The organism is Dorea sp. AF24-7LB (assembly GCF_003478575.1).
In the GTDB taxonomy this organism is placed as follows: Bacteria; Bacillota; Clostridia; order Lachnospirales; family Lachnospiraceae; genus Dorea_D; species Dorea_D hominis.
Genome location: NZ_QUFR01000007.1, coordinates 71,021 through 83,956, shown reverse-complemented (window position 1 = coordinate 83,956; position 12,936 = coordinate 71,021). Strand labels below are relative to the sequence as shown.

Annotated in this window: 14 protein-coding genes; 10 read left to right on the top strand and 4 right to left on the bottom strand. The window is 40.4% G+C overall.

Annotated features, from left to right (window positions below; all coding sequences use genetic code 11):
- Positions 1-30 precede the first annotated feature (30 nt).
- Entirely contained in the window at positions 31-357 is a 327-nt protein-coding gene (locus DWY31_RS08755) for a tRNA-binding protein (protein ID WP_118520120.1), read from the bottom strand.
- A gap of 237 nt (positions 358-594) precedes the next feature.
- Between DWY31_RS08755 and DWY31_RS08750 the strand changes: the two genes are divergently transcribed.
- The 3 genes from DWY31_RS08750 to DWY31_RS08740 are packed head-to-tail and all read left to right on the top strand — an operon-like array spanning position 595 to position 3,545.
- Positions 595-2,319 (top strand): ABC transporter ATP-binding protein, encoded by a 1,725-nt coding sequence (locus DWY31_RS08750; protein WP_021861418.1) that lies wholly within the window; start codon positions 595-597, stop codon positions 2,317-2,319.
- Positions 2,320-2,360: 41 nt separating this feature from the next.
- Positions 2,361-2,618, top strand: a complete 258-nt coding sequence (locus DWY31_RS08745) for a hypothetical protein (RefSeq protein WP_021861417.1) — start codon at positions 2,361-2,363, stop codon at positions 2,616-2,618.
- Between the two features lie 45 nt (positions 2,619-2,663).
- Entirely contained in the window at positions 2,664-3,545 is an 882-nt protein-coding gene (locus tag DWY31_RS08740; protein WP_118520118.1) for an exonuclease domain-containing protein, read from the top strand.
- Positions 3,546-3,627: 82 nt separating this feature from the next.
- Here DWY31_RS08740 and DWY31_RS08735 read toward each other — a convergent pair whose 3' ends face one another.
- Positions 3,628-4,656, bottom strand: coding sequence for an aldo/keto reductase (locus DWY31_RS08735; protein WP_118520116.1), 1,029 nt, complete (start codon positions 4,654-4,656; stop codon positions 3,628-3,630).
- A gap of 214 nt (positions 4,657-4,870) precedes the next feature.
- On the opposite strand from DWY31_RS08735, the gene DWY31_RS08730 reads away from it, so the two are divergent.
- Complete coding sequence (locus DWY31_RS08730) at positions 4,871-5,254, top strand: hypothetical protein (RefSeq protein WP_330422632.1); 384 nt, start codon at positions 4,871-4,873, stop codon at positions 5,252-5,254.
- A 148-nt stretch (positions 5,255-5,402) separates the two neighbouring features.
- On the opposite strand, the gene DWY31_RS08725 is transcribed toward DWY31_RS08730, so the two are convergent.
- Complete coding sequence (locus DWY31_RS08725; protein WP_118520114.1) at positions 5,403-5,651, bottom strand: hypothetical protein; 249 nt, start codon at positions 5,649-5,651, stop codon at positions 5,403-5,405.
- A 236-nt stretch (positions 5,652-5,887) separates the two neighbouring features.
- Here DWY31_RS08725 and DWY31_RS08720 point away from each other — a divergent pair, with 236 nt between their 5' ends.
- The 3 genes from DWY31_RS08720 (at position 5,888) to trpS (ending at position 8,718) form a co-directional block, all read left to right on the top strand.
- On the top strand, positions 5,888-6,340 hold the full coding sequence (locus tag DWY31_RS08720; RefSeq protein ID WP_021861412.1) for an Hsp20/alpha crystallin family protein: 453 nt from the start codon (positions 5,888-5,890) through the stop codon (positions 6,338-6,340).
- A 156-nt stretch (positions 6,341-6,496) separates the two neighbouring features.
- A complete protein-coding gene (locus tag DWY31_RS08715) occupies positions 6,497-7,528 on the top strand; it encodes a DnaJ C-terminal domain-containing protein (RefSeq protein WP_118520112.1) in 1,032 nt (343 codons plus the stop codon).
- 128 nt (positions 7,529-7,656) lie between these two features.
- Positions 7,657-8,718 carry a tryptophan--tRNA ligase gene (gene trpS, locus DWY31_RS08710; protein ID WP_117537379.1) on the top strand — a complete coding sequence of 354 codons (1,062 nt, stop codon included), beginning with the start codon at positions 7,657-7,659 and terminating at the stop codon, positions 8,716-8,718.
- A gap of 174 nt (positions 8,719-8,892) precedes the next feature.
- Here the strand turns inward: trpS and DWY31_RS08705 are convergent, their stop codons facing one another.
- A complete protein-coding gene (locus DWY31_RS08705; RefSeq protein ID WP_118520110.1) occupies positions 8,893-9,921 on the bottom strand; it encodes a YeiH family protein in 1,029 nt (342 codons plus the stop codon).
- Positions 9,922-10,176: 255 nt separating this feature from the next.
- Here DWY31_RS08705 and DWY31_RS08700 point away from each other — a divergent pair, with 255 nt between their 5' ends.
- From DWY31_RS08700 to DWY31_RS08690, 3 genes are all read left to right on the top strand, one after another.
- Positions 10,177-11,151, top strand: a complete 975-nt coding sequence (locus DWY31_RS08700) for a tRNA-dihydrouridine synthase family protein (RefSeq protein ID WP_021861408.1) — start codon at positions 10,177-10,179, stop codon at positions 11,149-11,151.
- An 86-nt stretch (positions 11,152-11,237) separates the two neighbouring features.
- Entirely contained in the window at positions 11,238-11,729 is a 492-nt protein-coding gene (locus tag DWY31_RS08695; RefSeq protein ID WP_021861407.1) for a prolyl-tRNA synthetase associated domain-containing protein, read from the top strand.
- 99 nt (positions 11,730-11,828) lie between these two features.
- Positions 11,829-12,815 carry a CPBP family intramembrane glutamic endopeptidase gene (locus tag DWY31_RS08690; protein ID WP_118520108.1) on the top strand — a complete coding sequence of 329 codons (987 nt, stop codon included), beginning with the start codon at positions 11,829-11,831 and terminating at the stop codon, positions 12,813-12,815.
- Positions 12,816-12,936: the final 121 nt, after the last annotated feature.

The following is a 12,936-nucleotide window of genomic DNA, read 5'->3' as shown; positions in this document are numbered from 1 at the left end:
GGAACAATTAGCAACTGCAAATTAGCAGATTTAATAAATCTTACTTCCATTCTTCACCGGTGAGACGGATGTCAATATAATGCATCCTTTGTCGGTATCACTTCCGAGAATACGGATTTCACTTTTTACATCACCGATCCGGATCGGTTCAAAATTACATATACAGACAACCTGTTTTCCAATCAGTTCTTCCGGTTCATAATTTGTAAGCTGTGCCGAACTGTTTTTAATACCGAGTTCATCACCGAGGTCTACAGTGATTTTATAAGCTGGCTTTCGCGCTCTTTTGTTCAGGGACACGGCAGTAACTGTGCCGACATGCATGTCAATTTCATCAAAATGTTCTAAAGAAATCATAGCGATACCTCCTCAGATAATATATAGAATAGTATATGCTATAGTATATACTTAAAGTGTTTGTGAAACAAGTATCAATAAGAAAAGAAGTTTATTGAAAAAATGTGTGAAAGAACAGTTATGTAACATAGAGAATGGTTATAAAAGGGTGGAAGTACGAAAGAAAATCATTTATAATAGGAAAAGTGCCGAAAATGAATCAGGCATATTGAATCATGATAGAAAGAGGGCATTTTTATGTATACAATAAAGAAATTTATTCAATATTATGCGCCGTATAAAGGTGTATTTTTCCTTGATCTTGTATGCGCGGCGGTTATAAGTCTTGTGGATCTGGCATTTCCGCAGATCCTTCGTACAATGACGAAGACATTATTTACCGAAACACCAGAGAAAATACTGCATGCGCTATTACCGGTCGGAATTGTTTTGCTGATTGTATATCTTGTGCAGATGGGCTGTAAATATTATGTCAGCTATCAGGGACATATGATGGGAGCGAGAATGGAACGCGACATGCGCCAGCAATTATTTGAACATTATGAAAAATTATCGTTTTCTTATTATGATCAGAACAATTCCGGACAGATGATGAGCAAATTAGTTTCAGATTTGTTTGATATATCTGAGTTTGCACATCATGGACCGGAAAATTTATTTATCTCACTGATTAAGATCATCGGTTCGTTTGTATTTTTATTCCTGATCAACTGGAGACTGGCGATTCCATTGCTGGTGCTGGTTGTATTTATGCTGTTTTTTTCTTATGGACAAAATCGTAAAATGCAGGAAACTTTTATGGATAACCGGAGAAAGATTGGAGATGTGAATGCGAGTCTTCAGGATACACTTGCGGGAATCCGGGTTGTGCAGTCTTTTGCAAATGAGACAGTTGAATGTGAAAAATTCAAGAAAAGCAATGAAGGATTTTTAAAATCCAAAGATGCCAATTATCACTGTATGGGAAGTTTTATGAGTGGAAATCTCTTTTTCCAGGGATTGATGTATCTGGTGACGCTTGTGTTTGGTGGATGGCTGATCGCACATGGACAGATGGAAGCTGCTGATCTTGCCATGTATGCATTATATATCGGAATCTTCATCAGTCCGATCCAGATTCTTGTAGAACTGACAGAAATGATGCAGAAAGGCTTATCCGGTTTTCATCGTTTCCTGGATGTTATTGATACAGAGCCGGAAATTGTAGATGCGCCGGGAGCAGAAGAACTTACAGATGTAACAGGGCATGTCTGCTATGAGGATGTTTCTTTCCATTACAGCGATGATGATACATCGGTACTTTCCCATGTGTCATTTGAAATTCCGGCAGGAAAATCAATTGCACTTGTCGGACCTTCCGGAAGTGGAAAGACAACCATCTGTTCTTTACTTCCGAGATTTTATGATGTGACAGGTGGAAAAATAACGATTGACGGAAAAGATATCAGAAATCTTACACTCAAGAGTCTTCGTGAGACGATCGGGTTGGTGCAGCAGGATGTCTATCTATTCTGTGGAACAATCCGGGAAAATATTGCATATGGAAAACCGGGAGCTTCGCAGAAAGAGATTGAAAGTGCAGCAAAAAAGGCGAATATTCATGATTTTATTATGGGATTACCGGATGATTATGATACATTTGTAGGAGAACGTGGAACAAGACTGTCCGGTGGACAAAAGCAGAGAATATCGATCGCCCGCGTATTTTTGAAGAATCCATCAATCTTGATTCTGGATGAAGCAACCAGTGCATTGGACAATGAAAGTGAACGTCATATCCAGAAGAGCCTGGAAGAGCTGGCGAAAAACCGCACAACCATTACGATCGCACATCGGTTATCTACGATACGGAATGCGGACGAGATACTTGTTGTAGCAGAGAGTGGAATTGAAGAACGCGGTACGCATGAAGAACTTTTGAAAAAAAATGGCATTTATGCACATTATAATGAAATGGTGTAAGAGTTTAATAAACAGATGATATCAGAGAGTGAGGCAGACAGATGAATGAATTATTCGAAGTAATTGAAAAAAAGATAAAAGAAGCAGGATACCCGAGAAAGATTTCCGGAGCAGATGTATATGATGATATCTGTGACCAGATTGAAGGAAAAGAAAACGGAGAGTATATTTTATTATCCAAAATTGAGGATGATGTAATTTTTGAATATCATATTACAATTCAGGATGAAGATTTTAATCTCGGAATCTTAACAATGAAAACACCGGAAGGTACGTTCGAGGCAGATTTTGACGCATAAAAAGTGCCGGAGCGAAAAATAAGTTGATGAACAAGAGGTGGCTCTTTGGGAAAGACAAGAAAGAAATATACAATCAAAAGAAAAAAATCAAAAGCAGTTTTTAAAGCTGCAGATTTTCTGGAAGAAGGAAGGATTGCTTTTCTGGATTCCGAATATGTGACGTCACAGAAGAAAGGCGGTCCACCGGCAAAACTGGTATCGCTTGGTATGGTGATCTGTCGGGAGAATTTTGAGGAAGTAGAGAGGTTCCATTCTTATATTTATAATGATGAACCGCTGCATGATAAATTCCGTGAGCTTACCGGGATCACGGAAGAGGAGCTCCTGCAGGCACCACCTTATGAACAGGTTATGAAAGAAGTGGCAAGAAAACTGCGCGCACGTAATGTCAGAATAATCTGCGTATGGGGACCGGATCAGCAGGTGATTAGCCAGGATTTAAAATATTACCGGACAGGCATTTCCAAACACATCCGCAAGACAGTGAGTCAGATGCTTGAACAGATGCGCGATATCGAGGGAATCTATTCCAGAAAGCTGAATATGCACAGCATAGGCATTGCGAATCTGAAGCTGTTATGCGGACTTGGCTCTTCTGTCAGTCATGATGCACTGGAAGACGCAGTGGATTTGAAAAATGTGATTGCATATCTGGATGTACACGGCTGTCCGGAGCGTGCGGCACAGATGCTCAGACAATATATGAAGGAAAAAGAACTGTATTACAGATACCGGAGATTCCACGAGAAGTGGGATGGAATATCGGAAGCTGTAGTCAGAAAAAGCAGAGAGCTTATGAATGAACTGGAGAAAAGCGGGATGATGGAAGCGAGGGCGCTCCTAGATGACTTGAGAGTGATCTGTACCGGAGAAGACAGTTCATTTGAAGAACCGGAAGAATATATGGAGCGGATGAAGGAAAAATGACTGATCACATCATTCTAAGTGTGACCAGTCCTGTTTTGGTGGGAGAACCACGACTTGTTGATTTTGTGCGTGGAGAGGCTGGTTACTGTACTTTTACTTCTCCGGCAAGTACTTTTTTGTAATCTTCATAATTCTTTTTCAGAAGCTCCGGTGTGTTTAATTCATACGGACATTTCTTCCTGCACTGCCCGCAGTTCAGACAGTTTTCAATTTTGCGCATCTCTTCCTGCATTTCAGGTGTCAGCCAGGCTTCGGATGGCGCACGGCGGAGCATCAAAGACATTCTGGCGCAATTGTTGATCTGGATACCGGCAGGACATGGCATACAATATCCACAGCCGCGGCAGAATTCTCCGGTCAATACTTTCTGCTCTTTTTCAATGTAAGCGGCCAGATCCGGTGTCATGGATGGCGTCTGCTCCATGTAGCTGAGCCATTCTTCCAGTTCGTCCTCTTTCTGGATTCCCCAGATTGGAAGCGCATTATCGTATTGCGTCATATAAGCCATGGCTACTTCGGAGCGGTTGATCAGACCGCCGGCAAGTCCCTTCATAGCGATAAATCCCATATTTTTTTCTTTACAGGCGTTCACCAGTGCGATTTCCCTTTTAGAAGAAAGATAACTGAACGGATACTGCAAAGTCTCGTACAGACCGCTTTCGACGATTTCTTCTGCTACACCCAGCTTATGTGCAGTGATTCCGATATGGCGGATCGTACCTTCTTCTTTTGCTTTTTGCAGGCATTCATACATTCCAGTGCCATCTCCTGGACGGTAACACTGTGGCACACAATGGAGCTGATAAATGTCAATATAGTCTGTACGGAGATTTTTTAAGGAAGTTTCCAGCTCTTTCCAGAAATCGTCCGGTGTCTTGGCGGCTGTTTTAGTGGCAATGTATACCTTGGCTCGCATACCATCAAAGGCTTCCCCAACCTTGATCTCACTGTCGCTGTAGGCTCTTGCCGTGTCGAAGAAACGCATGCCACCCTCATAGGCTCTGCGCAGCAATTTCACAGCATAGTCCTGACAGACGCGCTGGATTGGTAAAGTGCCGAACGCATTCTGTGGAACAGTAATACCTGTTTTTCCTAATGTAACTTGTTTCATAGATTTTCCTCCTCATTATGGATTATCAAAGTGGAATTTATATTAAGTAATTATAATATAACACTTTTCTTTGATAGTTACATCTGAAAAAATTTCAAAAAATTGCACGCACTCTTGATAATGGAAGTCGATTTTTGTCCTGTCTTGTGTATCTCGAAAGTGGCTGTTTTACAGGCTTTCCGTTGCATCGGTTATTTTGTCTGGCAAAGTTGATTTGCGTATCAATATTTATCGAGGTCAGGTTGATACCAATAACGCCATAATTAACGCCAATGACACTAAAAATGGCGCTAATGGCGTTAATTGTGGCGCTGATTTGGATGGAAAGAAAATTGTTGTAATCAGTGATATTCGTTTTAAAGGAAAGAGGAATATCAATTGGGAAGAAGTTGAGCAGTATTTAAAAGAATACATAGGAGATTGCTATGAATTCCTATGCTTCTTCAATGTGCTACGAATAAACGATGGCAGGAAAACTTTAAAGGAAAGCATAACGTTGATGCAAAGTTTGGCTGGTATAGATTTACGACAAGGTTTGCACTTCCAGTATATAACAATGATACTGGAGATCTTGAACGGTTTAATATATTCAGGATAGAAATGTTGATACGACATGCTGCAGACGGAAATTTATATCTGTATGACATGGTGAACATAAAAAAAGAAACGAGCACCCCGCTTGAGCAATAGCTGTACGGTAACAAACCCATTTCTTGATTATATGATACATTGAACAGTATTAAATGTCAACGAAAAAGCATAAGAAATTTCAATGAAAAGCCAGCCCAGCTATTCATCGGAAAGACCATGACAAATTCATCTTTGGTGAGTTTGCTATATTTGATTCCTAATTGTTTCAGGAACATGGCAACTTGGGCTTCTTCAGCAGATCCTTCAAAATGATTGGCTTGATCCAAAGCATTTTTTACAACATCGGCTCCGGTAGTATCAGCAGTTGTACGGTGCTGGGTCTTGCAGGGCGTTATTTTTACCATTTTGCATGGCTTGTAGTGTTCACAAAATCTTCACAAAATAATTAGCACTCACCTCTTGACAGTGCTAATAGTAAATGTTATAGTACAACTAGAACAAAGGAAGAGGGGTAAAAAGAAAGAACTTCTTAGAAATCCGGAATCCTGGATGTTCCAGATAACAACACATCAGATATTCCAGACGAATATTTCATATGTGCTTAATAATATTTATAAAGTATTGGAAGGAGATATGACTTATGATGATGCCTAGTATTTTTGGAGAAAACTTATTTGATGATTTTATGAATGATTTTACATTCCCGAAATTCCCGGATGTGGAGAAAGAGCTCTATGGTAAACATGCAAAGAACTTAATGAAGACAGATGTAAAAGATACCAAAGAGGGTTATGAAGTAGATATTGATCTTCCTGGATTTAAGAAAGATGAGATCCAGATGGAACTGAAAGAAGGAGTTTTAACAGTCAGCGCAGCTAAAGGACTGGATAAGGATGAAGAGAAGAAGGATGGAACTTACATCAGAAAAGAACGTTATGCAGGAAGCATGAGCAGAAGCTTTTATGTAGGTAAACATGTAACAGAAGAAGATATCCATCCGAAATATGAGAATGGTATTCTTTCCTTCAGCGTTCCAAAAGAGGAAGCAAAACCGGTAGAAGAGAAGAAACATTATATCAGCATTGAGGGATAACAACAGAGCTGCAATGTAAAATTCGTATTACCTCGCGGGCATGATCCCGCGGGGTAATCTTCATATAGATGGTTTTCATAAAATGTTAAAACAAGATTACAATACACTCTGTGTGGGGTGTAAATAACAGCAATAAAGAAAAACGGGAGGGATTTTATGGCGGCGAAAAGAGATTATTACGATGTTCTTGGAGTTGCGCGTAACGCAGATACCGGAACAATAAAAAAAGCTTACCGTAAACTGGCGAAAAAGTACCACCCGGATACGAATGCAGGAAATGAGCAGGCAGCGGAGAAATTTAAGGAAGCTACCGAAGCATATAATATATTAAGTGATAAAGAAAAAAGAAAAATGTATGACCAGTATGGACATGCAGCATTTGATGGATCTATGGGAGCCGGCGGTGCTTATGGAAATGATAGTGCGTCTGGTGGCGGTACTTACCGTTATGCAGGACCGGATGGTACATTTCATGAATATCATTTCGAAGGAAATGGAGATATGGATGATTTCCTAAAGCAGATGTTCGGTGGTGCGTTTCATGGTTTCGGCGGCACACACAGTTCATTTGGAGGTTTCGGCAGACAAACAGGACACCAGGGCGGAGATTCCTACAGAAGTTATGGAAGGAGTTTTCAACAGGATGGTGCAGATGTGGAAGCGGACATTACAGTTTCCTTTGATGATGCGGCTTTCGGATGTGAAAAACTGATCCATGTGACAGATGGAAGCGGAGAACGGAAGTCTCTGAAAGTGAAGATACCTGCCGGAATTGATACCGGACAGAGCATCCGGCTCCGTGGCAAAGGCAGTCCGGGATATGGCGGTGGAAAAGACGGTGATCTGTTCTTAAAAGTGACTGTCAGCATGAAACCGGGATATGAACGTAAAGGAAAAGATGTATACAGTACTGTTCAAATCCCATTTACAACAGCTGTGCTGGGAGGAGAAACAATCGTGCAGACGCTGACCGGTAAGGTTATGTGTAAAATCGCACCGGGTACACAGTCTGGAACGAAGATCAGACTTCGTGGCAAAGGAATCGTATCTATGAAAGATAAAAATATACGGGGAGATCAATATATAACTGTTCGAATCCAGGTACCGAAAAATCTGAGCGAAGATGCAAAGAGAAAATTAAAGGCTTTTGAAGAAGCCTGTGAAAAAAAAGGAAGAGGCGCTGCGTAAGTGCCTTTTTCTTTTTTTGTTGCCTGTATTGTTGACGGTCTGTCGTTCGCGCTTTATAATAAAAGGGTTAAGAAAAATACACTTTCCGTATGGAAATGTGTGAATGATATAGCGTAAGGAGAACAAGAATGAGCAAAATTATTTTAACAGGTGACCGTCCGACCGGTCGGCTTCACGTAGGACATTATGTAGGATCCCTGAAAGAGCGTGTAAAACTGCAGAATTCCGGTAAGTTTGACGAGATTTATATTATGATCGCGGATGCACAGGCACTGACAGATAATGCAGAGCATCCGGAGAAGGTACGTCAGAATATTATGAATGTAGCGCTGGATTATCTTGCTTGCGGAATCGATCCGGAGAAAGCGAATATTTTCATTCAGTCTATGGTTCCGGAACTGACAGAATTTACATTTTATTATATGAATCTTGTTACTGTATCCCGTGTACAGAGAAACCCTACAGTAAAAGCTGAGATCCAGCAACGTAATTTTGAAGCAAGTATTCCGGTTGGATTTTTTTGCTATCCGATCAGCCAGGCGGCAGATATTACCGCTTTCCGTGCAACAGCCGTTCCGGTTGGAGAAGACCAGCTTCCGATGTTAGAACAGTGCAAGGAAATCGTACACAAGTTCAACAGTGTATATGGCGAGACACTTACAGAGCCTGAGATCATTCTTCCGTCTAATAAAGCATGTCTGCGTTTGCCGGGTATTGATGGTAAAGCGAAGATGAGCAAGTCTCTTGGAAACTGCATTTATCTGTCTGATGAGCCGGAAGACATTAAGAAGAAAGTTATGTCCATGTTTACAGATCCGAATCATCTGCGTGTGGAAGATCCGGGACAGGTAGAAGGCAATCCGGTATTTATTTATCTGGATGCATTCTGTAAGGATGAGTATTTCGCAGAATTTTTACCGGATTATGCAAATCTGGATGAATTAAAGGCACATTATCAGCGAGGTGGTCTTGGTGATGTGAAAGTTAAGAAATTCCTGAATAATGTTATGCAGGCAGAACTGGAGCCGATCCGTGCAAGAAGAAAAGACTGGGAAAGCAGAAAGACAGATGTTTATGATATTCTGAAAGCCGGAACAGAAGTTGCCCGTGCAAAAGCAGCCCAGACACTGCATGATGTGAAAGATGCAATGCATATCAATTATTTTGACGATGCAGATTTGTTAAAATAATTGATATTTAAGGAATCTGCCAGAGATAGTTTCTGCCAGAGATTGTGATAATTATAATAATAGTAAAAAATAAAACGGCAGTTCGTGGATAGATATAATTGAGATGTTTTCAAAGATCTGATTCCATAAACTGCCGTTTTGCTGTAATAACTTTGTTATTACAGCAGAGATATCCTACCAGATTCCAAGTATATGCTGCATGCCAAGACTGGCAAGAGCAATTCCAACCCAGCAGCAGAAACCGAGCAGAAGTGGTTTTCCACCGGTTTTGATGAGCTTGATAATATTTGTATTCAGACCGACTGCGCTCATGGCTAGAACGATAAAGAATTTACTCAGTGTTTTCAGTGGAGTGAATACATCTGCGGAGATACCGCAGGAAGTCGCAATTGTTGTAATGACAGAAGCAAGTACAAAATAAAGAATGAACATTGGAAAGATTTTTTTCAGCTCTATTTTTTTGCCTTCAGCTTTCTGACTTCGTGTGCGGATGAATGCAAGTGCCAGAGTGATCGGAATGATCGCAAGTGTACGTGTCAGTTTAACGGTAACGGCTTTATCCAGTGTCGCAGAACCCAGGTGGTACAGAGAATCCCATGTAGATGCCGTTGCTGTTACAGAAGAGGTGTCGTTGACAGCCGTTCCGGCAAAGATTCCAAATGATTCGCCGCTTGTTGTGGAAAAGCCAAGAATTCCGCCCAGCGTTGGAAACAGTAAAGCTGCAATCATATTGAAAAAGAAGATTACAGAGATTGCCTGTGCGACTTCGTCATCATCTGCATCAATGACCGGTGCTGTAGCTGCAATTGCAGAACCACCACAGATGGAAGATCCGACGCCAACCAGAGTAGAGATGTTGCCCGGAATATGCATGATTTTATGCAATACATAGGCAAGAATCAGAGAAGTTGCGATTGTGGTTACAATGATCGGAAGTGATTGCTTCCCGGTTTCCAGAATAACAGTCAGGTTCAGCCCGAACCCAAGAAGGATGACAGCATACTGTAATACTTTCTTTGATACAAAAGTAATTCCGCTCTGGAAAGCAGATTTGTCTTTGATAAATAATGTCAGGATCATCCCGGCAAGAATACCGAATACCGGTCCGCCGATAATTGGAAAATGTTGTCCCAGTATCCAGCAAGGAATAGCGATGCAGAGACATAATAAGATCCCTTTCGTATTTTTCTTTAAAAATTCCATTTGATATACTCCTTTAGATTTTGTTATATTTCCGTCAGATATGATAGCACACAATGAAAAAAATGAAAAGAAAAACAGAACAGGGAGATTAGTTCGTAATATTTAAGCAAGCCAGTCACCGAGCCATACAATAATAGCAGTACAGATCAAAGTTTAGATCAATCGGAAAATTATTTCAAAACAGCTAGTGTATAAAAATCATTGCAGTGGTGAGAAAGCTTTGCTAGAATGTTGAAAGATGAAAAGGAGAACATGATGGCAAAGTATTACCTTGCCCCGATGGAGGGGATCACGACCTATATTTTCAGGAACGCGTATCATAAGTATTTTCGAAAAATGGATAAATATTATACACCTTTCTTCGTACCGCATAGTAAGCGCGGGCTGAATTTGAAAGAACAGGAAGAGATTCTGCCTGCGCATAATGCAGGACTTTTTGTTGTTCCACAGATTTTAAGCAACAATGGAAATGACTGTGTACAGACGATTGAAAAACTGAAACGATATGGATACGAAGAGATCAATCTGAATTTTGGCTGTCCGTCAAGGACGGTTGCATCAAAATACCGTGGCTCCGGATTCCTTGCAAAGACGGAAGAGCTGGATCGATTTCTGGATACCGTATTTTCGAATGAAAAAGATGTGAAAATCTCTGTGAAAACGAGGCTTGGAAGAGATGAACCAGAAGAATTTGAACAGATTCTTTCTATATATAATCAGTATCCGCTGGAAGAGTTGATCATTCATCCGCGAGTACAGAAGGATTACTATATGCATGAGGTAAGACTTTCCTGGTATGCATATGCTGAAGAACATAGCAGACACAGTCTTTGCTATAACGGAGAACTGAATACTGTAAAAAATATCCAGGAGATGCAGCAGAGATTTCCACAGACAGACTGCTGGATGATCGGACGAGGAATGATTGCTAATCCGGGACTTTTGATGGAACTGGAAGCAGAGAAATTAAAAAATGAAAAGAAAATACAAAGCTATGGTGGCTTTTCGATAGAAAAAGAGCGTATGGCAGCATTTCTGGAAGATATCTGCATTCATTATGAAGAAGCAAGTCCGAAAGAAATATATGTATTATTTAAAATGAAAGAAATCTGGACTTACTTGATGCGGTATTATCCAGATCATCTGGAAAAAATAAGAAAAATCAAGAAAACACAGACAATAGAGGAGTATAAGCGAGAAGTGCAAGAAATTTTCGCTTTACTTCGTTAAATAAATACCATATAATAAATAAAAAGTTTATTTGTAAATACAGACAGACTGTCTGAAATTGCAAAGAGAAGAAAGGGGCTTTTAATATGGAAGACCAGAAAAAACGCGTATATGATGCGCTTGATAAATTGAAAATTAAATATGAAGTTGTGGAACATGAACCGGTGCATACAATGGAAGATATGGATAGGCTAGGACTTCCCGAAAAAGGAACTTTATGTAAGAATCTTTTTCTGAGAGACTCTAAAGGAAAGAGACATTTCCTTGTTACCTGTGATGAGAAGAAGAAAGTAGATTTAAAATCTCTTGGAAGACAGCTCGGAGCAGGCAATTTAAGTTTTGCATCCGAAGAACGTCTGGAAAAATATCTGGGAGTAAAACAGGGAAGTGTGACACCGTTTGGACTGATGAATGATACCGATCACGCAGTAGAATTTTTCATTGATAAAGATCTCAGTAAATGCAAAAGCATGGGAATCCATCCGCTGGAGAATACAGCGACAGTATTTTTATCATTTAAGGATCTGGACAAATTCCTGTGGGATCTGGATGTGGATGTTGTAAAAGTACGATTATAAGAGAATTATAAAATATAAAGATATTTAATAGTTTTTTAATTGCATGTTCGTTGTGTTCGAAGTAGAATAGTACAGTGACAGAAGAAAGTGAGGAATACTATGGATCATTATCAATACAACGGACAACAGACACCCCCGGTGAATCGCAACAGTTACGGGAACCAGATCTGGTATATCTGGGGACCGATCGTAGTGAAAATAGTGATCGGTATGATTGTATCCGGTGTGGCATCGGCAGCGATCGGGGCAGCATATATGATCAGACATTATGGACTGTCGGCACAGATGACAGATTATGCACAGCAGATTGCAAACATATATCAGAAGGATTATGTACAGATTTTAAAAGCGGTGACAAAGGAAGCAGCAAGGCTTTCTTCCTATGTAGAAGGTGTGGCGGCATTTGTAACAATTCCGGTGTTGCTTATCATGTTCCACAAAGACAGGATCAGGGAGAAACTTACCGGATTTACACCGAATAAGAAAGCGCCGCTGTGGAAATACAGTGCAGTAGCGCTCTTAAGTGCAACATTATGCGTAGGAGTGAACAACTTGCTTATTATAGGCAACATTACAACTGTCAGCGAGGAGTATCAGACAGTAATGCAGGGATTCTATTCCGCACCGCTTCTGATACAGGGCATATCACTTGGCATATTAGTTCCAATCTGTGAGGAACTGGTATTTCGTGGACTCGTTTTTCAGAGGCTGCGTATGCGGAGCGGATTTTTATCTGCGGCATTGTATTCAGCAGTGATCTTCAGCTTGCTGCATGGCAATATGGTTCAGATGATATATGCACTTTTCCTTGGAGTGGTATATGCTTATATGTATGAAAAATACGGTTCTGTGAAAGCACCGATATTTGCACATATGGTTGCAAATCTGATTTCCGTATTTGCAACACATTACAACTGGTTTGAGTGGATGGCAAAAAATCCGATGCGGATTGGCATTATTACTGTTTTATGTGGAACGATCGGTTCCAGCATGTATGTATGGATGCAGCGGATCGATGAAAAGCCGGATCATCCGAATAAACCGGAACAGACTTTGAATCAGGAAAATCTGACTTCTCAAGAGTAGAGAAGTCAGATTTTTTGTATATATACGAGCAATTATCTGAATATCTGACAATTTAAGAAAAAAAGAGGTTTACAAGCTGGAAAAATTGTAGTATAGTAGGACAAAAATAAGAAAGGAAAGA